Consider the following 26,267-nt stretch of genomic DNA (forward strand, 5'->3'; position numbering starts at 1 on the left):
ATGATATTGACGATCATCCGGCTTTGTTGACTTACGAGACTAACATTCCGGTAAACACATACGCCTGCAACAGCGTGATAATGCCGATAACGCTGGCAAAAATCAGACTGTGCTTCACGGTGTAGCGGAACAGTTCAGATTCTCGACCCACCATGCCCGTCGCGGCGCAGGCCACGGCGATAGATTGTGGGGAGATCATCTTGCCAGTTACGCCGCCGCTGGTGTTTGCTGCCACCAGCAGAGTGTCAGAGACGTTGATTTGCTGCGCCGTGGTCGATTGCAGTGAACCAAACAGGGCGTTAGAGGAAGTGTCCGAGCCGGTAAGGAATACCCCCAGCCAGCCGAGGAATGGCGAAAAGAACGGGAACATCACGCCAGTGCCCGCCAGTACCAGTGCCAGCGTGGTGGACATGCCGGAATAGTTGGTCACGAAGGCAAATGCCAGCACCATGCCAATCGACAATATCGGCCACTTCAGGCTAATTAGCGTTTCGGCAAAGACGCCAATGCCTTTCTTGATCCCCACGCCGAGAATGAAGATAGAGATAATCGCCGCAATAAAAATAGCGGTGCCGCCAGCAGACAGCGGGTCGAATTTAAAAACCGCATCCATCGGTGTCGGCTGGGCGACAATGGGCGCCGCTTTCAGTACCTGCTGATGCAAATGAGGGATCTGGAAATTAATCACCAGCGAATAAAACGCACCGCCCGGAGCAAATAACGCTTTAAATGGCTTCATCGTCCAGATGGTGACCAGCACCGTTAAGATTAAAAACGGTGACCAGGCGCGTATGATTTGCCCCAGACTATATTCTGAAGGCACGGGACCGCCAGAAGACGGTTTATTCACCACCATCGCACCTGCGGATTGCCCCATGCTGATTGCCGTTTCGGTATTTTTCGGCCGCCATACTTTAAGGAATAAAGAGAGTGAGACGATACTCACCAGCGCCGAAGTAATATCCGGCAGTTCCGGGCCAATATAGTTAGAAGTAAAGAACTGAGTAACCGCAAAGCTACCACCCGCAACCAGCGCCGCTGGCCACGTCTCTTTCACCCCTTTCCAGCCGTCCATCATCGCCACCAGCCAGAACGGCACAAGAACTGACAGGAACGGCAACTGACGTCCCGCCATTGCACCAATATCAAACGGATCGATTCCCGTTACCTGACCGGCGACCAGAATTGGCACACCCAACGCACCAAACGCCACCGGCGCAGTGTTGGCAATCAGGCACAGCCCCGCCGCGTATAACGGTTTGAAACCCAGCCCCACCAGCAACGCACCGGTAATCGCCACCGGTGCGCCAAAGCCAGCCGCCCCTTCCAGCAGTGCGCCAAAGGAGAAACCAATCAGTAACACCTGCAAACGCTGATCGTCGGTGATGGAGATAACCGAGCTGCGGATAATATCAAACTGCCCGCTGGCAACGGTTAATTTATAGAGGAATACCGCTGCGACAATAATCCACGCAATCGGCCATAAGCCATAAATAAAGCCATATCCCGCAGCAGCAAATGCCATATCGATCGGCATTTTAAAGGCGAATATCGCAATCAATATCGATAATATAAGGGTTATTGCTCCGGCGACATGTCCTTTCAGACGTAATACCGCGAGTGCAACGAAGAAGAATATTATCGGGATCAAGGCGACCAGAGCGGATAGCCCCAGTCCTCCCATCGGCATATACATTTGGGTCCAGGTAACCATATTGTTCAGTCTCTTATTATCTTTATATGCTTGATATACTTAAGGTTGTAATAAGCAAAAGAGGACCGAACTGTAAAATATAGGGGTTATACTTTACAGCAACAGCACGCTGCTAACGCAATTGCTACCTCTGGCATAACAAGTATATCGGGTAAGGGTTTCTGTTCCGCACACGCAGGCGCAGAGTATCGTTAAGATGTCCATATTGTTGTTTTAATCCCGCTAGTGATGCGCTACGGGTATTTAATATTGTTAAACCCTGATAATCGCTCCGGTTATTTCCGGGGTAAATGTACTACCGCAGTAACTATAATAGCCCCGACAATAAAACTTGCCGGGGCTTTTGCTATTGCTATTAATGACTTTCTTTTTCGCGTAAACGCCAGGCATGTAATAACGGTTCGGTATAACCGTTTGGCTGTTTCACACCGAGGAAGATTAAATCGCTGGCGGCTTTAAATGCACACGAGTTAGCGAAATTCCCCACCATCGGACGATACGCCGGATCGCCAGCGTTTTGCTGATCCACCACTTTCGCCATGTTCTCCAGCGACGCCTGCACCTGTTCTTTGGTCAGAATACCGTGACGTAACCAGTTGGCGATATGCTGGCTGGAGATGCGCAGCGTTGCGCGGTCTTCCATCAGCGCCACGTTGTGAATATCCGGCACTTTTGAACAACCAATCCCCTGCTCCACCCAACGCACCACGTACCCCAGAATCCCCTGCACGTTGTTATCCAGCTCTTGTTGGATCTCTTGCGCCGACCAGTTCGCGTTTTCAGCTACCGGAATAGTCAGCAGATCGTCCAGCAGAGGTTCAAATTCAGCATTGAACTCGGTCTGGGCAATGTTGGCTTGCACGCTCTGTACGTTGGTTTGGTGGTAGTGCAGCGCATGGAGTGTAGCGGCGGTTGGCGACGGAACCCAGGCCGTGTTTGCCCCGGCACGTAACTGATCGCCCTTTTGGCTGTACATGTCCGCCATCAGATCCGGCATTGCCCACATGCCCTTACCGATTTGCGCTTTACCGCGCAGCCCACAGAACAGACCAGACAGCACGTTATTGCGCTCGTAGGCTTTGATCCACGGTGTCGATTTCATCTGGTTTTTACGCAACATCGGGCCAGCTTCCATCACCGAATGCATCTCATCGCCGGTACGGTCGAGGAAACCGGTATTGATGAACGCCACGCGGTTGCGTGCCTGAGCGATACAGCTACGCAAGTTCAGCGAGGTTCGGCGTTCTTCATCCATAATGCCCATTTTCAGGGTATTCGGTGCCATACCGAGCATTGTCTCAACGCGGGTAAACAGTTTGTTGGCGAACGCCACTTCCTGCGGACCGTGCATTTTCGGTTTCACAATATAGACACTACCAGTGCGCGAGTTTTTCTGCACTTTTAAATCATAGAGGGCAATCGCGCCTGTCATGACACCATCAAGAATGCCTTCCGGGATTTCATTGCCTTCGCTGTCCCAAATCACAGGAATGGTCATCAAATGACCCACGTTGCGGATAAACAGCAACGAGCGTCCGTGCAGAGAAATTTCAGAGCCATCGGCGGCGGTGTACTGACGATCGTCATTCAGTTTACGCACGATTTGCCGACCGTTTTTCTCCATTTTCTCTTGCAGAGTGCCCTGCATCAGGCCCAGCAGGTTGCGGTACAGCAGGATTTTATCTTCCGCATCAACCGCCGCGACCGAATCTTCGCAGTCGAGAATGGTACTGATGGCAGCTTCGACGATAACATCGTTGATGTGCGCCGGATCGTCTTTGCCAATCCGCCCGTTGGCATCGATTTGCAGCTCAATATGCAGGCCGTTATTTTTCAGCAAAATGCAGGTCGGCGCAGCGGCATCGCCACGGTAACCGACAAACTGTGCTGGAGTACGTAACGTGGTTTCTTTACCATTTTTCAACTGGATGCGTAATTGTTTGTTGACCACGCTAAACGCCACCGCATCCTGATAGCTGCCGTTTTCCAGCGGCAGTGATTCGTCAAGAAAATGACGAACCCAGGCAATAACCTGCTCACCGCGCTGCGGATCGTAGCCGCTGACCATCGCCCCTTCCTGCGGGATGATGTCGCTGCCGTACAGCGCGTCGTACAGTGAACCCCAGCGAGCGTTCGCCGCGTTCAGCGCGTAGCGGGCATTCATTGCCGGAACCACCAGTTGCGGCCCCGCCTGGCTGGTGATTTCGCTGTCGATGCCCGTGGTTTCCACCGTCACGTGCTCCGGTTGCGGCACCAGGTAGCCCAGTTCACGCAGGAAAGATTTATAGGCCGCTTTATCTTTTACCGGCCCCGGATTGCTGCGATGCCACTCATCAAGCGCCGCCTGAATGCGATCGCGCTCTGCCAGCAACTGACGATTTTCTGGTGCCAGATCGTGAACAATCTCATCAACATTGCGCCAGAACGCGGCAGCATCCAGTTCCACGCCCGGCAAAACTTCTTCATCCACAAAACGTTTAAAATTGGCGTCAATGCGTAAACGGCCCTGGGTTATGGTTTCACTCATTATTTATCTCCTCGTTTTCGCTTATTTCGCCAACACCGCTGCTGCCGCTTTCGCGACCTGCGCATCCTGTGCTCCGGTTAAACCAGAAACGCCCACGGCACCAATAATTTGCCCATCCACAACAACCGGTACGCCGCCTTCCAGCGACGTCAGTAACGGCGCAGTCACGAACGCGGTACGTCCGTTGTTCACCATCTCTTCATAGCCCTTAGTTTCACGACGCCCCAGCGCGGCGGTACGCGCTTTCTCCTGGGAGATGTAAGCCGCAATCGGCGCGCAATCATCCATGCGACTTAACGCCAGCAGATGACCGCCGTCATCGGCAACCGCAATAGAAACAGACCAGTTATTTTTCTGCGCCTCTTCCTGACCTGCGGCAATAATTGCACTCGCCATTTGCTGGCTAAGAATGACTTTAGTTTTCATTTTGTTATTCCTTTTCAAGGGCTTGTTCTACAATTTCAATCCAGTGACGCACAGAGGTACGACCGGCGCTCGCCAGATGCGTCTGGCAACCAATGTTGGCGGTGACGATCATTTCCGGTTTGCCGCTTTCCAGCGCATTCATTTTGTTATCCCGTAGCTGGCGCGCCAGATCGGGATGCGTTAACGCATATGTTCCCGCCGACCCGCAGCACAGATGGCTATCGGGAACGTCGGTTAAGGTAAATCCAAGACGAAGTAACACTTTTTCCACTTCGCCGTTCAGCTTTTGCGCATGTTGCAGAGTACACGGGCAGTGGAAGGCCAGTTTTTTATCGCCGCGAATCGCCAGTTTTTCCAGCGGTTCCTCGCGCAACAGTTCGACTAAATCGACCGCCAGTTCACTGACCTGACGTGCTTTATCGGCATACAGCGCATCGTTTTTCAGCATCTGCCCGTACTCTTTGACGAACGCGCCACAACCGCTGGCAGTCTGCAAAATGGCCTCTGCACCTGCTTCAATCGCCGGCCACCAGGCATCAATGTTATTTCGCGCACGTGCTAAGCCCTTTTCTTGCGCATTAAGATGATAGTCCACCGCGCCACAACAGCCTGCTTCGTTAGCAGGCATGACGCTGATCCCCAGACGATCCAGCACCCGCGCGGTTGCCGCGTTGGTGTTGGGCGAAAGCGTAGGCTGGGCGCAGCCTTCCAGCATTAAAACCCGACGCTTATGGCGCAGCGGCGGACGCGGTTTAGCTTTCACCGTTTCGGCAGGCAGTTTTGCTCTGACCTGTTCCGGCAAAAACGGTCGCAGCACCAGCCCTACCTGCGTCAATGCGCGAAAGACCGCCGGACGCGGCACTACCTGGCGCAATCCTTCGCGCAGCATTCGCTCCGGCAGTGGGCGTTTCACTTTCTGCTCGACAATATCACGCCCGATATCCAGTAAATTGTGATAGCGCACACCAGAAGGACAGGTGGTTTCACAGTTGCGGCAAGTGAGACAGCGATCGAGATGCTCCTGCGTTTTAAGCGTAACTTCGTTGCCTTCCAGCACCTGTTTAATCAGATAGATGCGCCCGCGCGGCCCGTCCAGTTCATCCCCCAGAAGCTGATAGGTTGGGCAGGTTGCGGTACAAAATCCGCAGTGAACACAGGCGCGCAGGATGCTGTCGGCTTCCAGCGCGCGCGCGTTCTGACGCATCTCTTCGGTTAATCTGGTTTGCATAGCCTGCTCCTCAAAGTTCCGCGTACATGCGACCGGGGTTAAACACGCCGCAAGGGTCGAGCTGCTGTTTAAGCTGCTGGTGATAGCGGAATAAGGGAGCCGGTAGCGGAGCAAAGCCGCCATCTCCGGCACTAAAGCGAGTCGCATGACCGCCAGCGTTGCGGGCGATGCGGTGGATTTGATTGTCATCGGCTGTCGATTTCAGCCAGCGTAACGCGCCGCCCCAGTCGATCAGTTGCTCGCCGGGTAAATCCATCATCGGCGCATCGGTGGGTAAGGAAATGCGCCATAAAGTGCCCGGTAATGAGAAGAACGGCAATTGTTGTTCGCGCAATTGCTGCCAGAACTGACCAGCGACCTCTTCGCCACCCAGCAGTTCACGCGCTGCTTTTACCGATCCTTCACCGCCTTCAAGGCGGAGCCACAAGGCGTTGTCGAAATAACATAAGCCGCTAATGGGAAGTGGCTGGAGTTGCCACTGGGCGATTTCACTCATGGCTTCTTGTAGGCTGATTTCCCGCCGCAGGCTCAAGGTAGCGCGCGGTCGCGGCAACACTTTCATTGAGATTTCAGTGAGTACGCCAAGACAACCGTAGCTTCCGGCCATTAACCGCGAGAGATCGTATCCGGCGACGTTTTTCATCACTTCGCCACCAAAACGCAGATGTTTTCCAGCGCCGGTAATGATGCGCGTGCCGAGGACAAAATCGCGGACCGAACCGCTCCACGGGCGACGCGGCCCCGCCAGCCCGCAGGCGACCATCCCGCCCCAGGTGGCTTCTTCACCATAATGCGGCGGCTCGCAGGGAAGCATTTGCCCGGCGCTCTCCAGCGCCGCTTCAATCGCCACCAGCGGCGTTCCGGCACGCGCGGTTATCACCAGCTCGGTCGGGTCGTAATTAACAATGCCGCGATGACAACGCACATCCAGCGTTTGCCCGGTGACAGGGCGACCTAAAAAGGCTTTGCTATTGCTTCCCTGAATTACCAGCGGCGTTTTATCGCTAATCGCCTGATTCACCTGCTCCAGTAACACCTGGCTGTAATCACACTCGCGTAGCATCAGAAACGCTCCAGTTCAGGGAAAGGTAAATGACCGTGATGCACGTGCATGGCACCAAATTCAGCGCAGCGGTGCAGTGTGGGGATGTTTTTCCCTGGGTTCAGCAAACCATCGGGGTCAAACGCCGCCTTGACCGCATGGAAGGTCGTGATTTCATCGCTGTTGAACTGGGCGCACATTTGATTGATTTTTTCGCGCCCGATGCCATGTTCCCCACTGATGCTGCCGCCCACTTCAACGCAGAGTTCGAGGATCTTCCCGCCCAGCTCTTCCGCGCGGGCAAATTCACCGGGTTCGTTGGCATCGAAAAGGATTAACGGGTGCATGTTGCCGTCTCCCGCGTGAAAGACGTTGGCAACGCGTAAATCATATTGTTGCGATAAACGGGCAATGCCTTCCAGTACGCCAGGCAGGGCGCGACGCGGAATGGTGCCATCCATACAGTAGTAATCCGGCGAGATACGCCCCACCGCCGGGAAGGCGCTTTTGCGACCGGCCCAGAAACGCACGCGCTCCGCTTCGTCCTGTGCCAGACGGACGTCAGTCGCGCCCGCTTTCAGCAAGATGTCGTTAACCCGCTCGCAGTCTTCCTGTACGTCAGACTCCACGCCGTCCAGCTCGCACAACAAAATCGCTTCGGCATCAACGGGATAACCAGCATGAATAAAATCTTCCGCCGCGCGGATCGACAGGTTATCCATCATCTCCAGCCCGCCGGGGATAATGCCATTGGCGATGATGTCACCGACAGCGAGTCCGGCTTTTTCTACCGAGTCAAAGCTGGCTAACAGAACCCGCGCCACGGGCGGCTTCGGCAGCAGTTTTACCGTCACTTCGGTGGTCACGCCGAGCATACCTTCCGATCCGGTAAACAGCGCCAGCAGGTCAAAACCAGGCGAATCCAGCGCGTCCGATCCCAGCGTCAGCGCCTCGCCGTCCAGCGTTTGCACTTCAATTTTCAGCAGGTTATGCACGGTTAAACCGTATTTCAGGCAGTGGACGCCCCCGGCGTTTTCCGCCACATTACCGCCAATCGAACAGGCGATTTGTGAGGAAGGATCCGGCGCGTAATAGAGATTATGCGGCGCAACGGCCTGGGAGATCGCCAGGTTACGCACGCCCGGCTGCACGCGCGCGCGGCGACCAACGGGGTTAATGTCGAGGATCTCTTTAAAGCGCGCCATCACCAACAACACACCTTTTTCCAGCGGCAGCGCGCCACCAGAAAGCCCGGTGCCTGCACCACGGGTCACCACCGGTACACGCAGGCGGTGGCAGACAGCCAGAATCGCCGCCACCTGTTCCATCTGCTTAGGCAGAACAACCAGTAATGGACGCGTGCGATACGCGCTCAACCCGTCACACTCGTAAGGAATGATCTCCTCATCGGTATGCAGGATCTCCAGTCCAGGGACATGCTCACGCAGTGCCATCAGTACCGATGTGCGGTCGACATCGGGTAAAGCGCCATCAAGACGCTCTTCGTATAAGATGCTCATGAGTAGGCTTCGCTTTGTTGTGTTGTGTGGCAGCTGATTTTTGCGCGCTGCTTCTGTGAACAGTTATTAAGCGGGCTTTTTGTTTTCGTCTATCTCTTTAGCTACCGGTCAGACCATTTTTTTTCCAGCTCTGTGACCTTGCATTGGTTAACTTAATGTTAAATTGATGTAACATAATCACTTACGTGATGTGCGTGTTTTGCGAATTAAGAACAGAAAAATTGGTCCTACCTGTGCACGAGGTCCGGGAATGAAAGATGAGCGTCGCCCTATTTGCGAAGTGGTTGCAGAGAGTATCGAACGGTTGATTATCGACGGCGTGTTGAAGGTTGGGCAGCCGCTTCCTTCAGAGCGCCGACTGTGTGAAAAGCTCGGCTTCTCACGCTCCGCACTGCGTGAAGGACTGACCGTGCTGCGCGGGCGCGGGATTATTGAAACGGCGCAGGGTCGCGATTCTCGTGTCGCACGGCTTAATCGGGTGCAGGACACCAGTCCGCTGATCCATCTGTTCAGTACGCAACCGCGAACGCTGTACGATCTGCTCGATGTTCGCGCATTACTGGAGGGCGAATCGGCAAGGCTGGCGGCAACGCTGGGAACGCAGGCTGATTTTGTTGTGATAACCCGCTGCTATGAAAAAATGCTCGCCGCCAGTGAGAACAACAAAGAGATTTCGCTGATCGAACATGCGCAGTTGGATCACGCTTTTCATCGGGCGATTTGTCAGGCTTCCCACAATCAGGTGCTGGTATTTACTCTGCAATCATTGACCGACCTGATGTTTAATTCGGTGTTTGCCAGCGTGAATAATCTCTATCATCGACCACAGCAGAAGAAACAGATCGATCGCCAACATGCGCGGATCTATAACGCGGTTTTACAACGGTTGCCGCATGTCGCCCAGCGCGCCGCCCGCGATCACGTGATGACCGTAAAAAAGAATCTCCACGATATCGAGCTGGAAGGCCACCACTTGATTCGCTCGGCGGTGCCGCTGGAGATGAATCCGGGGTGAATGTGAGCCGAGTTTTCCTCCTCACCCTAACCCTCTCCTCGAGGGGCGAGGGGATCGCCCCTGCGCTTAATGGGAGCTGGTATTAAATGTGCTTTTCATACAATCGGTAACGTTTATACGGCTCCGCCCCAATGCGTTCCAGCATGTTATTCATGCCTGTATTGGTTTCGAGGATCCATGACATCTCCAGCGCATCGATCTTCCGGCGGGCAAACGGATCGCGTAAGGCTTCAATCAATAACAACGCAATCACCGGGCCGATGCGGCTGAACTGATACTCGTCCCGCACGCCCATCAGCGGTACTCGCGCAGTTCGCACACCGCTGACTTTTAAGCGCCACAGCAATTTTGCCCAGCCGAAGGGAAAGAGCGATCCATTCAGATCGGCAATCGCCTCGTTGATGTTCGGTAAGCCGACAATAAACGCGCAGGGTGCAGAATCAATCTCAGCGATGTAGATCATATCGTCCGGCACCAGATATTTAAGTTGGTCGCCCATGGTCGCGAATTCATGTTCGGTAAACGGCACAAATCCCCAGTTGTGCTGCCAGCCAGAGTTGAAAATCTCACGCAGGATCTGCATCTCTTCGGCAAACCGCTGACGATTGATGCAGCGAATGGTCACCTTCTTGCGTACCTGCTCCATCAGTTTTTTTAGCGCCGGAGAAAAAGTGAGATCGGTTCGCTGCATCCACCACGCCAGTAGATCAATGCCTTTGCGATAACCCAATTGTTCAATATGCGCGGCATACCACGGTTTACCGTGCGGCATCATCGCGCATGGCGGTGTATCAAAACCTTCAATCAGTAATCCGCTTTCCTGATTGATATTCAGGCTGAAAGGTCCGCTGATGTTGCGCGCGCCTTGTGACTTCAACCACGCTTCCGCTGCGCCAAATAAAGCGGCAAAAACCTGCGGATCATCAATGGCATCAATCATACCGAAATGACCAGTATCTTCACCGTAACGCTCACGGTGCAAGGTATCGATTTGCGCGGTAATGCGCCCGAGTATCTGCCCCGCTTTTTTTGCCACCCACGCCTGCCAGATAATATGCTTCGTCCCCGGATTCTTCTCTGACAAATGCTCGCTGCGTTCAATGAATAAAGGAGGGATCCAGTTTGGATCATCGGGATAAAGTGATGACGGAAAAGCGATAAATGCCTTAAGGTCATGTTTATTTATTACTTTTTCAATTTTAATCATCAGCGGCTCGCATTCCCTACCTCAATGGCTAACAAATAATTAACGGAGGGAATACGGACAATAACCGAGATGTTTGGCATCTAAATAATCCATCCGATGAATATAAAATACTGCTTTTAATTATTGCGATAAAACCATCACCTACATTATCTGAAAAATATTAATATTTAGTGCTTAATGCGGCCAGACAGGCCATTTGCTTAATATATTCACAAATCAAATATTATTCACAATAAAAACAAAAAAAGTTAAAATCATTATTTAAATCAATGTTCAATATCGCACCCGTGAAAATACTATCTCATTTATCTTTTATGCATATATAATCCACCGCATTATTGTCATTTTATTTTTGATATCCAATTTTCTCGTGGTGTATATGTCTAATAAAATTTTTACGTATTCCCTGCCTATGCGCTATGCCGATTTTCCAACGCTGGTTGATGCTTTGGATTATGCCGCTCTGGGCCGCGCCGGAATGAACTTTTATGACAGACGTTGCCAGCTTGAAGATGAACTGGAATATCACAATTTAAAAGCACATGCCGAAGCAGGCGCAAAGCGGTTATTATCGCTGAACCTGAAAAAAGGCGATCGCGTGGCGCTGATTGCCGAAACCAGTAGCGGGTTTGTCGAAGCATTTTTTGCCTGCCAGTATGCCGGGTTAGTCGCCGTCCCGTTGGCGATTCCGATGGGGGTCGGTCAGCGAGATTCCTGGAGCGCCAAATTGCAGGGCTTACTGGCAAGCTGTCAGCCTGCCGCGATTATCACCGGCGATGAGTGGTTACCGTTAGTCAATGCCGCGACGCATGACAACCCTGAGTTGCATGTGTTAAGCCATGCCTGGTTTAAATCCTTGCCGGAAGCCGACGTTACGCTCCAGCATCCCGTTCCAGACGATATCGCCTACCTCCAGTACACCTCCGGCAGCACCCGTTTTCCTCGTGGCGTCATCATTACTCATCGCGAAGTGATGGCCAATCTACGTGCTATCAGCCACGATGGCATTAAATTACGCCCTGGCGACCGCTGCGTCTCCTGGCTGCCTTTCTACCATGATATGGGACTGGTCGGCTTTCTCCTGACCCCCGTCGCCACGCAGCTTTCAGTGGATTACTTGCGCACTCAGGATTTCGCCATGCGCCCGCAGCAATGGCTTAAATTGATCAGCAAAAATCGCGGCACCGTTTCCGTTGCGCCACCGTTTGGCTATGAACTGTGCCAGCGCCGTGTGAATGAAAAAGATCTCTCTGAACTGGATCTCTCCTGCTGGCGCGTCGCCGGTATTGGCGCTGAGCCAATCTCCGCAGAGCAACTCCATCAATTTGCTGAATGTTTCCGTCAGGCTAACTTTGACGATAAAACTTTCATGCCATGCTACGGGCTGGCAGAGAACGCGCTTGCCGTCAGTTTTTCTGACGAAACCTCCGGCGTTGTAGTTAACGAAGTGGATCGCGACATCCTCGAATATCAGGGTAAAGCTGTTACGCCGGGTGCTGAAACACGCGCCGTATCGACTTTCGTCAACTGCGGTAAAGCATTGCCGGAACATGGCATTGAAATCCGCAATGAATCAGGTATGCCGGTTGCGGAACGTGTAGTAGGCCATATTTGCATCTCCGGCCCCAGCCTGATGAGCGGGTACTTTGGCGACCAGGTTTCGCAAGACGAGATTGCCGCGACGGGCTGGTTAGATACCGGCGACCTCGGCTATCTGCTGAACGGTTATTTGTATGTCACCGGGCGCATTAAAGATCTGATTATTATTCGTGGCCGCAATATCTGGCCGCAGGATATTGAGTACCTGGCGGAGCAGGAGCCGGAAATCCACTCTGGCGATGCCATTGCGTTTGTTACCGCCCAGGAAAAAATCATTTTGCAGATCCAGTGTCGGATTAGTGACGAAGAACGTCGCAGGCAGCTTATCCACTCGCTGGCGGCGCGGATACAAAGCGAGTTTGGCGTGACAGCGGCTATCGATCTGTTACCGCCCCACAGTATTCCCCGCACGTCTTCCGGCAAACCCGCCCACGCGGAAGCGAAAAAACGTTATCAGAAGGCCGTCGCCGCTAATCCCCCAGTGCAGGAATCTCTCGTATGAGCCAAACAGTCGCGGTGACGGGTGCTACCGGGTTTATTGGTAAATATATTATCGATAACCTGCTCGTTCGCGGCTTTCATGTTCGCGCGTTGACGCGTACTGCCCGCGCTCACGTCAGCGATAACCTCATCTGGGTGCGTGGTTCGCTGGAAGACACGCATTCGCTTAGCGAGCTGGTTGCCGGTGCCAGTGCGGTGGTTCATTGTGCCGGGCAAGTGCGCGGGCACAAAGAAGAGATTTTTACCCGCTGTAACGTTGACGGCAGCCTGCGCCTGATGCAAGCGGCAAAAGAGAGCGGCTTTTGCCAACGTTTTCTGTTTATCTCTTCGCTGGCGGCGCGCCATCCTGGACTCTCCTGGTATGCAAAATCCAAACACGTCGCCGAACAACGGCTTATCGCAATGGCTGACGAAATAACGCTGGGAATTTTTCGTCCGACAGCAGTCTATGGCCCCGGCGATAAAGAGCTAAAACCGCTGTTTGACTGGATGCTGCGCGGCCTGCTGCCACGACTTGGTGCGCCAGATACACAACTCTCTTTCCTGCACGTTACCGATTTCGCGCAAGCTGTAGGCCAGTGGTTAAGCGCCGAAACTGTACCAACGCAAACGTATGAGTTATGCGATGGCGTCCCCGGCGGCTATGACTGGCAACGCGTACAACAGCTTGCTGCTGCCGCCCGTCGTGGTTCCGTGCGGATGGTCGGCATTCCTCTACCGTTGCTCACCTGCCTTGCGGATATCAGCACAACATTAAGTCGTCTGTCTGGTAAAGAGCCAATGCTGACGCGCTCAAAAATTCGTGAATTAACCCATGCCGACTGGTCGGCAAGTAATAACCGTATTTCTGAAGATATTAATTGGTTTCCCGGGATTAGCCTGGAACACGCATTACGCAACGGGCTATTTTGATTGTCTTGTTTAAAGGTGTGTTAACGTTTCTATGGTAAATCGTGAAATAGTAATGGATTACATCCTTTCCTGTTTACAGGATTTGGTCGAAAACGGTGTGGAAATTAAGCCCGACAGCGATCTCGTCAACGATCTTGGCCTGGAGTCGATCAAGGTGATGGATCTCTTAATGATGCTGGAAGACAGATTCGATATTTCCATTCCTATTAATATTCTGCTGGATGTCAAAACCCCTGCGCAATTAATGGAAACACTACTTCCATGGCTGGAGAATAAATAATGGGGCTATACGATAAATATGCGCGTCTTGCTGGCGAGCGACTGCAATTTAGTGATAACGGTTTAACACCGTTTGGCACCTGTATTGATGAAGTCTATTCCGCCACCGAAGGGCGTATCGGCAATAAAAAAGTGATCCTGGCCGGAACCAATAATTATCTCGGTTTAACCTTCAATAACGAGGCCATCGCCGAAGGTCAGGCAGCGTTAGCGGCCCAAGGCACCGGCACCACCGGTTCTCGAATGGCTAATGGCAGCTATGCGCCGCATCTGGCGTTAGAGAAAGAGATCGCCGAGTTTTTCAATCGCCCTTCCGCTATCGTTTTTTCAACCGGTTATACCGCGAATTTAGGCGTCATCAGCGCACTTGCCGACCATAACGCCGTAGTGTTGCTGGATGCCGACAGCCACGCCAGTATTTATGATGCCTGCTCTCTCGGCGGCGCGGAAATTATTCGTTTTCGCCATAACGACGCCAACGATCTGGAACGTCGCATGATTCGCCTCGGCGAACGGGCGAAAGAGGCGATTATCATCGTTGAGGGCATCTACAGTATGCTCGGCGACGTTGCACCGCTGGCGGAAATTGTTGATATCAAACGTCGTCTCGGCGGTTATTTGATTGTCGATGAAGCTCATTCGTTTGGCGTGTTAGGCGCAACGGGGCGCGGGCTGGTTGAGGCCGTTGGCGTTGAGGACGATGTTGATATTATCGTTGGCACCTTCAGTAAGAGTCTGGCCTCTATCGGCGGTTTTGCCGTAGGCTCGGAAGCGATGGAAGTGCTGCGCTACGGCAGCCGCCCGTATATTTTTACCGCCTCCCCTTCTCCTTCCTGCATTGCGACCGTGCGCTCGTCGTTAAGAACCATTGCCACACAACCAGAGTTGCGGCAAAAATTGATGGATAACGCCAACCATCTGTATGACGGTCTGCAAAAATTGGGTTACGAGCTAAGCTCGCATATTAGCCCGGTAGTGCCAGTGATAATCGGTTCGAAAGAGGAAGGGCTACGCATCTGGCGCGAGCTTATCTCACTGGGCGTATATGTGAATCTTATCCTGCCACCTGCCGCGCCGGCAGGCATTACGCTGCTGCGCTGTAGCGTAAATGCTGCGCACAGTCGCGAACAAATTGATGCCATCATTCAGGCGTTCGCCACGCTGAAACAGTAATGTTAACCCGTCGTGGTATTACGCCACGGCGGGTTTAGTGTTGTCTGTCATACCAATACACCAGACTCAACGCCACCAGCACAAATGCGATTGGTAAACCGAGCGCAGTAACGGGGGCGCTCAACGCAAATAACAATCCCAGGTTGACTATGATTTGATAGCTAATCCAGGTAAGTAAGCCAACGATGACGCCCACAGCAAGACGGCTGCCCATTCCCGGCGAACGCGGGGCGCTAAAGGTAAAGGGCACAGCCAGTAAAATCATCGCCAGAGTTAAGATGGGGTGTCCCAGCTTTTCCCACAGTGCCAGACGATATTCACTGCTCGGTTGCCCGGTTGCCTGCAAATAATGGATGTAATGGTTGAGCTGGCGGACAGAAAAGCTATTACCCGGCATCGATAACTCTTCGAGATTCATACTGGTGAATGCCGATTGCCACGGCAGATTATCTAATGTTTCCAGCGTTTCTTTGCCGTTAAGCCATTTTTTATGATTCACACCGTGCAGGAGCCACGTTTTATCATCTTCGATGGTGGCGCTGCGCGCGTAAATGTAAGATTCGAGTGACAGATCGTCGCGGTAATGAAATATCTCCACACCTACCGGCTGGCCCTGTTCATTCAGCGATTTCACCGTCACAAATTCATTGTCACGTCTGGCCCACAACATGTTGCCGGTGATGTCATCGTCTACCCCTAACGCGGTGGCGGTCGATTTGATTTGCATCGCCTGTTGCTGCAATGGCGACGCTACCCACTCATCAATCGCGCCTAACGAGACTGTCCACAGCATTCCGGCGACCAGCGCCACCAGCGCGATACGGAAAATGGAAAATCCCGTGCTGCGAATGGCGGTAAGTTCACTGTTTTTCGATAACTGCCCGAGACCGACAATCCCCCCTAATAACGCGATAAACGGCGCAAGATCGACCAGTGTGCGCGGCAGGGTCATCACCACCACCAGCACCGCCTGAGTCCAGCGATAACCGCCAGGGCTGACATCATCCAGCTCGTTAATCAGGTTGAAGGTGGTAAAAAGCGGTAGCAGTAGCCCTGCGGCAGCGGCAAAACCGAGAAACAGGTGACGGATTAAATAGCGACTGAAGACATTCATCGGGAAAATTTCTGCAGTAAAGAGAAGTCGCGAGCAACCAGCACCAACAAACCAGTCAACATCAGTCCAGGCACTAACCACAAACCAGGGATAACAGGAATTGCACCGTTTGCCACCAGAGTGCGGCAAACGTCTCCGCCATAAAAAATGGCAATAAACAGTAACGTTAAAGGCAATAAGGTAGAAAATCGCCCCTGCCGTGGTTTTACCCGACTTAAAGAGATAGCCATCAATGCCATTAACAACGCAGTCACGCCACGGCTTTGTCGCCATTGCAATTCGGCATGATCGGCAGGAAATACAGAATGCGCCAGCTCCGTGACCGATTTCGCTTTGCGTTTGACGTTAGGGCTTTGATCCAGCGGATTCAGATGTAATTGTAGATTGCGGTAGATCTGTTCGTTGTCGTCATTGCCCTGATGATCGAGAAGATAGGCTGTGCCGTTATGCAACATGACGGTCGGTTTGTCCGGAGAGGGATCGATAACATCAACGGAGCGGGCACGAAAAATGCGGGTTCGATTGGCTGTAGAAGTGTATATCAGCGCGTCAGTCAGGCGATTATTGTCTTGATCAACCGTCTGCGAGAGGATCATCCGCCCATTATCGTTAGTATTAAATTTCTTTGCCCGTAGCTGGCGGACATCCAACTCCGACTGCGACTGTTGCTCCAGTTGATAAATCTGCGCATAAGCCCACGGCCGACCATACATCGACAAAACGGTGACAAAAATACTTAACGGTATTGCAAGGTAAAGAACAGCTTTATACAAACGCGCCGGGCTGCCTCCCGCCGCAGAAATTGCGGTAATTTCTGAGTCGGTATACATCTGCCCAAGCGTCACGCCAACCGACACATACAGGCCAACCGGTAACAACATCTCCAGTGCAATCAGCACCTTGTAGAAAACGATATCCAGCACAACGTTGAGAGCTAAAGTGCCATTTGCCGCTTCGGTCAGATAACGCTGTGCGGAATAGCTGGCGAAAATAAAGATCAGAAAACCGACGATAATCAGCACCAGACGGCGCGTACCGCGCATGATGTAATGTTCAACCAGCTTCATCTCACTAACGCCCTCAATCCTTTGAGTTTTTTATTCATTGATCAGCTTCTGCGCCAGCGCAATAACATGATCTACCTCTTCCGGCGTCAGGCTGCCGTCCTTTGCCCACTGAATTTGCCCGGCTTTATTCAATACCAGAATGGTTGAACTCTGCTCCGGTAATAGCCAGGCAACGCGTCCCAGACCATTGCCGTCAATAACGAATTGCGCCCATGGATAGCGGCGTTTATTTTTCTCGATTTTACCGCTCACAAAATAGCCTGTACCAAAGATAGCATCATCGGTATTCACAATGGTGGTGGGCTGAAAACGATCCTGCGGAAAGTTCGCCACTTCTACTGCTTTGATTAACAGTGAGTTCTTTTTCTTTGCCGACTTGCGCCCGGCGATATACTGGATAATGCGGACTTTTCCCTTCAGTTGCGTACTGTTCCACTTTTGGTAGTGAATTTCGTCGTTATTAAGCAGTAGCTCGCCGCCTTCCTGGATATAAACAGGCGTAACCTGCTTCCCATTGATGAAATTATGCGCCGCCGTGCCTGGTGCTAAGAGTGCGATAATCAGAGCGACAATCCGACGAGATGGCATTATTGCTCCGGATATAGCGGAAAACGCGAGATAAGCAGCTCTAAACGCTGGCGAATATCGCTATCCAGCGCCACCGGTGCGTCATATGACCGGCGGTTTTCCATATCATCCGCCACCATGTCGTCGTGCTTATCCCCCATCAGACCATTAATGGCAGCGAGGAAGCGAGAAATCTGTAACGCCTCTTTATTTTCAGGATCAAGCGATCTTAGGGTGTCGTAATAAGAAACCTGCTGACTGATGATTTTTCGCACATCATGAAATTCCCTGCCGGTTAGTCGCGGTTTGGCAATAATCTCTTTCAGGATATGCATTTGCTTTTGCCGATAGGCAATAAAACCGTTCACGCTTTCTAACTGGCTATGGCGTAATGACCAGTTCACTAACGGCCAGACCGGAGAGCTTAAATAAATCCGTAACAGGTTACCGTAATACGACACGATATTTTTCTTACCGTTACGAAAACCATCCTGAAAATGGCCCAGACATACCGTCGTTTTGCCGAATAAAAATCCGGCCTGATGCTTCTTTAAATACAACCGTTGAGCAAAACGTAAATGCTTATAGCGCGCTCGCATGTATTTAAATTGTTTGCGCTCGTCAGCCGTAAGTCCCTCGCCTTTGGCTTGTTTATGGATTAAACGCAGCAACTCCTTATGATCAACGCCATTTAGCCAGAATTGCAGGCATAACGCGTAATTATCATGGATGATTTCGGCGGTACAACCCAGGGCGATTGTCGGCGGCAAACTGACCTGCGCGTCAACAACATCATCTTCCTCAATCGCAACAAATAAACGCTCGCTCGCCTCAAGCGGGAAATATTTTCTCATCATCAGGATTTCTCTCCGGCTGCGTTATAAAGCAATGAATGGCGCTGAAAGAACGCCTTTAAGGTCGGAATTAGTGAGAGCGCCACGTCCAGACATTGACCGCCGAAATAAGCAAACGCTGCTCCCAGCACGCCAAACAGATGACAAAACATGAACAGCAAAACGATGTAGCCGATTGAAGCGATGGTTTGCGCCACGAGGAAGGCTCGCTGTTTACCCGCCATCAATAGCAATGACTCCTGCGGGAAGCCCAGCATCGAAATAACAATCGCGCCAAGCATCACCTGGATCAGGTCATATGCTTCGAGATATTTGACGCCAAATACCAGCGAAATGAGCGGCTTGCCGACGATTAGCACCGCGAGCGCCACCAGAACACCGATTCCGCCAGCCAGTAACCCTGACTTCACGCCTAACAACCACGGTCTGGCAGTGCGCGGATCTAAGCGCATTACTTCTGGATAAAAACTTTTACCCAGCAAACCCGCCGGCGTCCCGGCTGCGTCGAAGAATGTCATGGCAATTTTAAATAACCCGGCTGCGGCTGGCCCCAACACAATCCCCACCAGCACTGTGCTGCACGAGTTACGCGCCGACCAGATGGAGTGGGCAATGTTGGTTGACCAGACAAAACTCCACGCCCCTTTGATGTGTCGGGCAGACTCGAACAGATTCAATTTAAACGCGTTATGGATATTTCTGCGGCGCAATTCGCGCGCAGCAAACCACCAGTACATGGTGCCTCCAACCAGATTTGAGGCGTACCAGGCTATAACAAACCCCGCAAAACCAAAGTCAAAATACCAGGCGATTACGCTCCCCGCTGCGCGCAGAAAAGGCTTCGTCGCCTGCTGTACAGCAATCAAATCGAAGCGATCTACCGCACGCAGAATGCCGGTCGGCGTGGAGGAAGCCATTGAAGGAATGAGCGTGCAATAGAGCGCCGCCAGCCAAAAACTTTGGTCATCCAGACCTAATGAGTGAGAAAGAAATGGCAGTAAGGCAATGCCGCCGACAATCGCCACCGCGCCGCTGACGATATCCAGCGAAAAGGAAAACGAGACGACATTGCGAAATTGTTGGGGATTATTGTTGGTTAAGGCTGGCGTTCCGTACTGCACTACCAACTGCCATGTCTGAAACTTAATAAAATCGCTGATCGACTTGGCATACGATAGCACAATCACCAGTACGCCAAACATCGCTGGCGTCATCCCTTTACCAGCGCACGAGAGCGCCAGTAAGCCCAGCAAGGCGCTCACGACATTGCTGGAGCCTAACCAGGCGCTATTGCGAATAATGGTGCGAAAGGCTCCATCTGCAAACCAATGTTTGATGTTAAAACCCGCCAATTCAGCCAGACCTTATCGTTGATAATGAAAAATAGCCCGCCAGCCTTAAGTTAAACTTCGGCGGTCAGAAACGATGGCAACCAGAGAAACCGCTTTCTGCGCCTGTTCCAGCACTTCGCTGTAGGGCGCTCTGGAATCAATCTCAAGAATTTTTGTGCCGTTATAGCCAATCTTCGACATGACGCCGATTTTGTCCTGCAACTCGGCATAGTCGTGATCTGGCTTGCGGGAGATGGCAGTATCAATATCAATGCCCAGACGAATAATTAATTCAGGACGATATTGCGCCATTTGTTGATATAAGCGTCGCTCGCGCTGCGCCAGAAACAAGTTGATTTTGCCGCTGGCACGTTCGACGCCAATCCCCGGTCCGTCATAATAAAAACCGGAAATTTCAGCCTGCGGAAAGCGATCGCTGACCACCAGAACGCCACTTTGCGCCAGCCGCTGAACCTTGCGCAGATTCGTCATTCTTCGCAGCGAGAAGCAATACATAATCAACGCCGCCCATAGCGCCGGAGATTTGGTTTTCATGCTTTGGGTTTTCGAGGATTTGGCCGCCAGACGCCGTTCCAGCCAGACGCCAACGAGCGGCAAGCGTTTAATTTTGTCGCCGTCTTCGCCGGATAGCAGCCCCAGATAACGACGCTCAGTTTGCCAGTGTTGTTGCAGCGATTTAACCAAATCGGTGGTTAGCGTAGATTTACCGGTGCCATCGCACCCGACCACCGCAATCAGCCCTGGAATGTAGTTGGGTTGCGGCGCGGTTGTACTGTTAACAGTTTGCGTTTGTAGTGCATCCATTCGTTCAATCATCCCTTATCCATTTTGGTGATCAGAAAAGCGCGGCGTGAATCGCGCATAATGAGGCTTGCAGGATGTCATCAGCAGGTTGTCGCCCGTCCAGTTCCAGTATCTTTGCGCCATTGAACGTCAGTTGTGGCGTAACGGCGATTTTTTCCTGTAACGCCGCCAGTTGATGATCGGGTTTGCGGGAAAATGCCGTCTGTTCATCAATAGCAAGACGAATCAATAACACAGGCAAATAAGATGCCATCCACTGGTACAGTTTCAGTTCGCGTTGCCTTAACATTTTTATCCAGCCGTTACCGCCAGAGGTTTTTGCCAGTTGCGGACCATCAAAGCGAAAACCTGGCACTTCGACCTGTGGGTAACGGTCGGTAATCAACAGATAGCCCTGCTGGCTTTTACGCAACATTTTGCGAAACTTGTAGGCTCGCCAGCAGGAAAGCAAATAAATAACCAGTGCGGTAATATTGCCAGGCGGCGTTGACGGCTTTTCATGCACATGTGCCGCTTTACCCCGCAGATAACCCCCAAAAGGTGCACCAATAATGGGGAGCTGTGATATCCATTCGCCAATTCTCCCGGAAGACTGCCCGAGATAAATGTGTTCTGTTGGCATTTTTGTTGCCAGTTCATTCACCAGACTTGCTGTGAGAGTCGATTTACCTGAACCATCACACCCCACAATGGCAATAACACGCACTGGCGTGGAATTAATTATTGACATATTACGTTGATTCACGAAAAACCCGGCAGCAAATAATGTATTGAATATTACGTGGTCCGTGCTCAGAATATCTGCTCAATCTTATTGTGACAATGGTTAATTGTGGTATTGACCTGAATTACACTTTCATAAAAACATATTAATCAAATAAATATTTTGGGTGGATATTTAAATTTAAGGATATATTCATGCAGTCAATAACCCCTCCATTAATTGCCGTTATTGGTAGCGATGGTTCAGGCAAGTCAACGGTGTGTGAACATCTTATTACCGTTGTCGAAAAATATGGTGCCGCCGAAAGAGTTCATCTTGGAAAACAGGCAGGGAATGTCGGACGCGCGGTGACAAAACTACCGTTGATGGGAAAATCCCTGCATAAAACCATTGAAAAAAATGAAGTGAAAACGGCAAAAAAATTACCGGGGCCGGTTCCGGCGCTGGTAATAACGGCGTTTGTTGCCCGTCGCTTACTGCGCTTTCGTCATATGCTCGCCTGTCGTCGTCGCGGGTTAATTGTTTTAACCGACCGTTTTCCGCAGAACCAAATTCCTGGCGCTTACGATGGTACGGTGTTTCCACCTAACGTTAAAGGCGGTCGTTTTGTCTCATGGCTGGCAAGCCAGGAACGTAAAGCGTTTCACTGGATGGCAAGTCATAAGCCTGATTTGGTTATCAAACTCAATGTTGACCTTGAAGTTGCCTGCGCGCGTAAACCCGACCATAAACGGGAATCGCTGGCAAGGAAGATTGCCATAACGCCACAGTTAACCTTTGGCGGAGCACAACTGGTTGATATCGATGCCAACCAGCCGCTGGAACAGGTACTGGTTGACGCAGAAAAAGCAATTACGGATTTTATGACAGCACGGGGTTATCACTAATCAGAGATGAAAATGCCCGATCGCCAGTACCGGGCATTTTCAGGAAGGTTAAATCAACTGCAATGCTATCCAGTACAAACTACCAGACAGAAAAATCGCCGCCGGTAAGGTAAACACCCACGCCATCAGGATGCTGGTTACCGTTTTACGCTGTAAGCCTCCACCATCCACGACCATCGTCCCTGCTACCGCCGAAGAAAGTACGTGTGTTGTGGAAACTGGCATCCCAATATAACTGGCAAGGCCAATAGATACCGCCGCCGTCATCTGCGCCGCCATGCCTTGCGCATACGTCATGCCACGCTTACCAATCTTCTCACCGATGGTCATCGCCACACGACGCCAGCCAATCATGGTGCCAATACCCAGCGCCAGTGCCACCGCCATAATGATCCACACCGGAGCGTATTCAATGGTACTTAACATATCGCTGCGCAGTTTTTTCAGCAGGTTCTGGTCTTCTTTACTGACGCCTGGCAGTTTCGCCAGCTTCGCGGAAGTATCAGAGATGCAAAGCATAATGCGGCGCAGCTGACTGCGCTGAGTCACGTTTAACGGCTCATAGCTTTCCATATTGCCCGGCAACATCGTTTTAACGCGCGCGATGGCATCAAAGGTATTTGCCGGATGACAGTGAAACTCCGTCACTTGTGTGCCATCCGTCTGAGTCGCAGGCAGCGGGGGTTCCATCGTAATCAATTTCTGCGGCAATTCAGGATGCTGTTGCAGATAATGTTCAAAGTTAGTGACAGCATCGCGGGTACGGGTAATTTCATAGCCGGAAGCGTTCATATTGACGACAAACCCGGCGGGCGCAATTCCCACCAGCACCAGCATCACCAGACCGATCCCTTTTTGTCCATCGTTCGCACCATGCGAAAACGCCACGCCCGCAGCGGAAACAATCAGTGCAATACGCGTCCAGAATGGCGGTTTACGTTTGCCTTTTTTCTTTTTGCGATCTTCAGGAATGCGGTGAATACGGTCACGCTTTTTCGTGCCGCTCCAGAAGCGACGCAGCAGGAAAATCAGTCCTCCCGCAATCACCAGCCCCACAATTGGGGAGACAATCAGTGAGGAGAAAATCTTGGTCACTTCACGCAGATTTAACGCGTCCATCACCGATGAGCCGGTTAACATCGCATTAGTTAAACCGATGCCGATAATCGCGCCAATTAAAGTATGCGAACTGGAGGCCGGTAAACCAAAAAACCACGTTCCCAGATTCCAGATAATCGCCGCCAGCAGCATGGAAAAGACCATCGCCAGACCGTGGGTTGACCCCATATTCAGCAGCAAATCGGTTGGCAACATATGGACGATGGCATAGGCGACGCTAAGTCCGCCAAGCAATACGCCAAAAAAGTTAAAAAATGCCGCCATCACCACAGCAAGTTGTGGTTGCATGGCTCGGGTATAAATAACGGTTGCCACCGCATTTGCCGTGTCATGAAAACCATTGATTGCTTCGTAGAACAACACAAATGCCAGAGCAAGTAATAACAAAAGCCCCGTATATATATCAAGGCCAACAAATAAATTTAGCATATATTAGATTACGCCATTTTGAATTTACGAACGGAGGCATTATCAGTGACTTTCACGGCGCGGGCAAAGTGAAATATCATTTTTAACGATAAAAAGAGTGTTATTTCTTGTGTATCAGACAATAAGCATTCATTCAAAATTATTAGATATAATTAATACACAGACATTTCGCCAGTCCATATATTCATGCATGAAATGAATAAATAATAAAATATATAAACATTAAATATTTTGATTAATCCCCGTACTGATTACTCTTTATAATCAGTACGAGGTTGCTACAACATGTATTACTCTTTCACCACAATTAACGGTTCAATATCACTCTCTTTTTTGATGACCAGTGATTCATCGCCGCGCAAGCAAGTCCCGCCATAGTTGCCGCCAACGGTGAAGGTACATACCTGGATGTATTTACCGTCCACTTTCGGCAAGCACCACAACTGTTGATAGATGTTTTTCTGCTCGGCAAATTTACCGCTGGTCTGATCAAGCACCTCTTCATGATGGCTGACGAGGTCAATATTGCTGCCACAGCGACCGGCAATCGGCTTCACGGCATAACCGGTTTTCACCAGTTCATCATTAACAGTGAAATCAGTATCCAGCAGATAGCGATGGTGCGGGAACAGCGACCAGAGGATCGGCAGAATCGCTTTGTTGCCGGGGATCACCGTCCACAGCGGCTCAAAGACCAGCACTTCCGGGCGCAGCAATACGTCGATAAGACGCACTTCATTTTGCGGATGCCCGGTACGAATCGGCACCGCAGCAAACTCACGGTCGCTGACTTCACGAATCTGATCAAACGCCGTTTCCCACGCCCAGGTTTTCCATACGCAGTTAACCAGTCGCCCTTCCCCATCAATCAGTTGCCCGGCAGCATCCCAGCCCAGTTCATCCAGCCCGCGCAAGATACGCGTTTCAAAGCCCGCCTGTTGCAGCGCCTGCTCCATAAACTGCGCGTGATAGTTCTCCTCGATATCTTTGTCCTGCATGATATGGACAAATGGACGTGCACGACTGTGTTTCCATGCGCCTGCCAGTTCGTTAATCAGCCCTTCCGCCGGATTGAAGCCGTTGCCTTTATAGCCTTGCTCCGTCCAACGTTCGAGGATCAAGCCCGCTTCAGTATGACAAGAGGCGGAATCGGCATTGTATTCGTAGACCTTCAGGCCACGCTCATCCATACAGAAATCCATGCGACCAGTGATCATATGGTGCCGGCGACGCTGCCAGGAGAGGCGCAAACGCGGCCAGAGGATTTTTGGAATATCGAACAATGCCAGCAGGTTGTCATCTTTCAGCACCTTATCGGTAGCGTGAAGATACATCAGGTGCAGCTCGTTGGTAGCTTTAATCAACTCCTGCTCGGCACTCTCGGTAATGGTGTAATAATGATATGGATCCTGATTGATCACCTGACCGTTGGCCTGCACATAGGCGTTTTGCAGCGGATCTTTTTCATCCAGCCATTTACCGTCAAACTGGCCTTTGTTTTCCAGGCGCGCTCCGCTGATTTTCAGCAGCTCGCCTGCAATTTCCGGCTGCGGTAAGCTGTATTCAGTATCTTCCGTCTGGATCATCCAGCCCAGAATGGTGGTGTCATCAAACGTGTCTTTGAGGGTATAGCAGCCGTTTTCGACCACCATCTCCAGTTCGCGTGTCCACTGCTGTCCTTGCGGCAACGGGGAATGAATCACGTTTTGTTCAGCAATGCGAACTTTGTTGCCATGCAATTGGGTAATGATGGCGACATGGCCGGTGTCTTTAAATTCTCCGCCTTTATCCCAGATAAGAAGCGCACCCGCGACTGGCGCACGCGGCGAACCGTTAGGAAATGCCTGCAACGGCAGGATGTTGTCGTTAACCACTTCACGCAGGAAGCGCAGCGAGAAAATCTCCCACGCCATACCCACGTCTGTGAAGACCACACCGTAATTCAGAAAGAGAAAACGGCGAGCAAATTCAACGCATTGCCATTTGTGGCCCATATATTCGTCATCGATATAGCTACGGAATACGGCGTCATCTTCATATTCCTGCGGATCGAGAGAACTGTAATCTGAAGAGTAGATTGCTACACCACCTGGGGCGTAGCCCAATAATGTCCCGAACGGGGCATCCTGGCTGGTCGTTCCTTTGCTCATCACTTTACCTTTAACAATACAACCTAAGCAGTTGGCGTAATTGTTGTGCTCTGATTA

22 protein-coding genes are annotated in these 26,267 nt (G+C 51.5%); 6 read left to right on the top strand and 16 right to left on the bottom strand.

The window, feature by feature from the left end; all coding sequences use genetic code 11:
* Positions 1-31: 31 nt before the first annotated feature.
* The 6 genes from glcA to glcD all read right to left on the bottom strand — a co-directional run bounded on the left by glcA (position 32) and on the right by glcD (position 8,457).
* Complete coding sequence (glcA, locus tag FC814_RS07610) at positions 32-1,714, bottom strand: glycolate permease GlcA (RefSeq protein ID WP_000259282.1); 1,683 nt, start codon at positions 1,712-1,714, stop codon at positions 32-34.
* A 355-nt stretch (positions 1,715-2,069) separates the two neighbouring features.
* Positions 2,070-4,241, bottom strand: a complete 2,172-nt coding sequence (glcB, locus tag FC814_RS07615) for a malate synthase G (RefSeq protein ID WP_000005026.1) — start codon at positions 4,239-4,241, stop codon at positions 2,070-2,072.
* Between the two features lie 21 nt (positions 4,242-4,262).
* Complete coding sequence (locus FC814_RS07620; RefSeq protein WP_000853256.1) at positions 4,263-4,667, bottom strand: GlcG family protein; 405 nt, start codon at positions 4,665-4,667, stop codon at positions 4,263-4,265.
* A 4-nt stretch (positions 4,668-4,671) separates the two neighbouring features.
* Positions 4,672-5,895, bottom strand: coding sequence for a glycolate oxidase subunit GlcF (gene glcF, locus FC814_RS07625; protein ID WP_001194819.1), 1,224 nt, complete (start codon positions 5,893-5,895; stop codon positions 4,672-4,674).
* Positions 5,896-5,905: 10 nt separating this feature from the next.
* Complete coding sequence (gene glcE, locus FC814_RS07630) at positions 5,906-6,958, bottom strand: glycolate oxidase subunit GlcE (RefSeq protein WP_137325761.1); 1,053 nt, start codon at positions 6,956-6,958, stop codon at positions 5,906-5,908.
* Positions 6,958-8,457, bottom strand: coding sequence for a glycolate oxidase subunit GlcD (glcD, locus tag FC814_RS07635; protein WP_137325762.1), 1,500 nt, complete (start codon positions 8,455-8,457; stop codon positions 6,958-6,960). Before glcD ends, glcE begins: the two co-directional genes overlap by 1 nt.
* Before the next feature lie 250 nt (positions 8,458-8,707).
* On the opposite strand from glcD, the gene glcC reads away from it, so the two are divergent.
* A complete protein-coding gene (gene glcC / locus FC814_RS07640) occupies positions 8,708-9,472 on the top strand; it encodes a transcriptional regulator GlcC (protein ID WP_038808944.1) in 765 nt (254 codons plus the stop codon).
* 82 nt (positions 9,473-9,554) lie between these two features.
* Here glcC and yghO read toward each other — a convergent pair whose 3' ends face one another.
* Positions 9,555-10,679 (bottom strand): protein YghO, encoded by a 1,125-nt coding sequence (yghO, locus tag FC814_RS07645; RefSeq protein ID WP_137325763.1) that lies wholly within the window; start codon positions 10,677-10,679, stop codon positions 9,555-9,557.
* Between the two features lie 379 nt (positions 10,680-11,058).
* On the opposite strand from yghO, the gene FC814_RS07650 reads away from it, so the two are divergent.
* From FC814_RS07650 to FC814_RS07665, 4 genes are read left to right on the top strand one after another with little or no spacing between them, the layout of a single operon-like run.
* Positions 11,059-12,780, top strand: coding sequence for a fatty acyl-AMP ligase (locus FC814_RS07650; protein WP_301546359.1), 1,722 nt, complete (start codon positions 11,059-11,061; stop codon positions 12,778-12,780).
* Positions 12,777-13,691 (top strand): NAD(P)-dependent oxidoreductase, encoded by a 915-nt coding sequence (locus FC814_RS07655; protein ID WP_137325765.1) that lies wholly within the window; start codon positions 12,777-12,779, stop codon positions 13,689-13,691. Before FC814_RS07650 ends, FC814_RS07655 begins: the two co-directional genes overlap by 4 nt.
* A gap of 31 nt (positions 13,692-13,722) precedes the next feature.
* Positions 13,723-13,971, top strand: a complete 249-nt coding sequence (locus tag FC814_RS07660) for an acyl carrier protein (protein ID WP_000248097.1) — start codon at positions 13,723-13,725, stop codon at positions 13,969-13,971.
* Positions 13,971-15,143 (top strand): aminotransferase class I/II-fold pyridoxal phosphate-dependent enzyme, encoded by a 1,173-nt coding sequence (locus FC814_RS07665; RefSeq protein ID WP_137325766.1) that lies wholly within the window; start codon positions 13,971-13,973, stop codon positions 15,141-15,143. The genes FC814_RS07660 and FC814_RS07665 overlap by 1 nt, the downstream gene beginning before the upstream one ends.
* A gap of 34 nt (positions 15,144-15,177) precedes the next feature.
* Here the strand turns inward: FC814_RS07665 and lptG are convergent, their stop codons facing one another.
* The 7 genes from lptG to FC814_RS07700 are packed head-to-tail and all read right to left on the bottom strand — an operon-like array spanning position 15,178 to position 21,646.
* The gene (gene lptG, locus FC814_RS07670; RefSeq protein ID WP_137325767.1) at positions 15,178-16,257 is read right to left on the bottom strand and encodes an LPS export ABC transporter permease LptG; all 1,080 of its coding nucleotides are present in this window, start codon (positions 16,255-16,257) and stop codon (positions 15,178-15,180) included.
* The gene (lptF, locus tag FC814_RS07675; protein ID WP_000779663.1) at positions 16,254-17,324 is read right to left on the bottom strand and encodes an LPS export ABC transporter permease LptF; all 1,071 of its coding nucleotides are present in this window, start codon (positions 17,322-17,324) and stop codon (positions 16,254-16,256) included. Before lptF ends, lptG begins: the two co-directional genes overlap by 4 nt.
* Positions 17,325-17,354: 30 nt before the next feature.
* Entirely contained in the window at positions 17,355-17,912 is a 558-nt protein-coding gene (locus tag FC814_RS07680) for a YtfJ family protein (RefSeq protein ID WP_137325768.1), read from the bottom strand.
* Positions 17,912-18,748, bottom strand: a complete 837-nt coding sequence (locus FC814_RS07685) for a hypothetical protein (protein ID WP_137325769.1) — start codon at positions 18,746-18,748, stop codon at positions 17,912-17,914. The genes FC814_RS07680 and FC814_RS07685 overlap by 1 nt, the downstream gene beginning before the upstream one ends.
* Positions 18,748-20,097, bottom strand: coding sequence for a lipopolysaccharide biosynthesis protein (locus FC814_RS07690; RefSeq protein WP_137325770.1), 1,350 nt, complete (start codon positions 20,095-20,097; stop codon positions 18,748-18,750). Before FC814_RS07690 ends, FC814_RS07685 begins: the two co-directional genes overlap by 1 nt.
* 45 nt (positions 20,098-20,142) lie before the next feature.
* Positions 20,143-20,901, bottom strand: a complete 759-nt coding sequence (locus tag FC814_RS07695) for a hypothetical protein (protein ID WP_137325779.1) — start codon at positions 20,899-20,901, stop codon at positions 20,143-20,145.
* A gap of 31 nt (positions 20,902-20,932) precedes the next feature.
* Entirely contained in the window at positions 20,933-21,646 is a 714-nt protein-coding gene (locus FC814_RS07700) for a dTMP kinase (protein WP_137325771.1), read from the bottom strand.
* 173 nt (positions 21,647-21,819) lie between these two features.
* On the opposite strand from FC814_RS07700, the gene FC814_RS07705 reads away from it, so the two are divergent.
* The gene (locus tag FC814_RS07705) at positions 21,820-22,512 is read left to right on the top strand and encodes a dTMP kinase (RefSeq protein ID WP_001190761.1); all 693 of its coding nucleotides are present in this window, start codon (positions 21,820-21,822) and stop codon (positions 22,510-22,512) included.
* 48 nt (positions 22,513-22,560) lie between these two features.
* On the opposite strand, the gene pitB is transcribed toward FC814_RS07705, so the two are convergent.
* Both pitB and gss read right to left on the bottom strand, forming a co-directional pair.
* On the bottom strand, positions 22,561-24,060 hold the full coding sequence (gene pitB / locus FC814_RS07710; protein WP_000933309.1) for an inorganic phosphate transporter PitB: 1,500 nt from the start codon (positions 24,058-24,060) through the stop codon (positions 22,561-22,563).
* A 290-nt stretch (positions 24,061-24,350) separates the two neighbouring features.
* On the bottom strand, positions 24,351-26,210 hold the full coding sequence (gene gss, locus FC814_RS07715) for a bifunctional glutathionylspermidine amidase/synthase (RefSeq protein ID WP_010347796.1): 1,860 nt from the start codon (positions 26,208-26,210) through the stop codon (positions 24,351-24,353).
* Positions 26,211-26,267 lie beyond the last annotated feature (57 nt).

The organism is Escherichia sp. MR (assembly GCF_005280595.1).
GTDB lineage: Bacteria > Pseudomonadota > Gammaproteobacteria > Enterobacterales > Enterobacteriaceae > Escherichia > Escherichia ruysiae.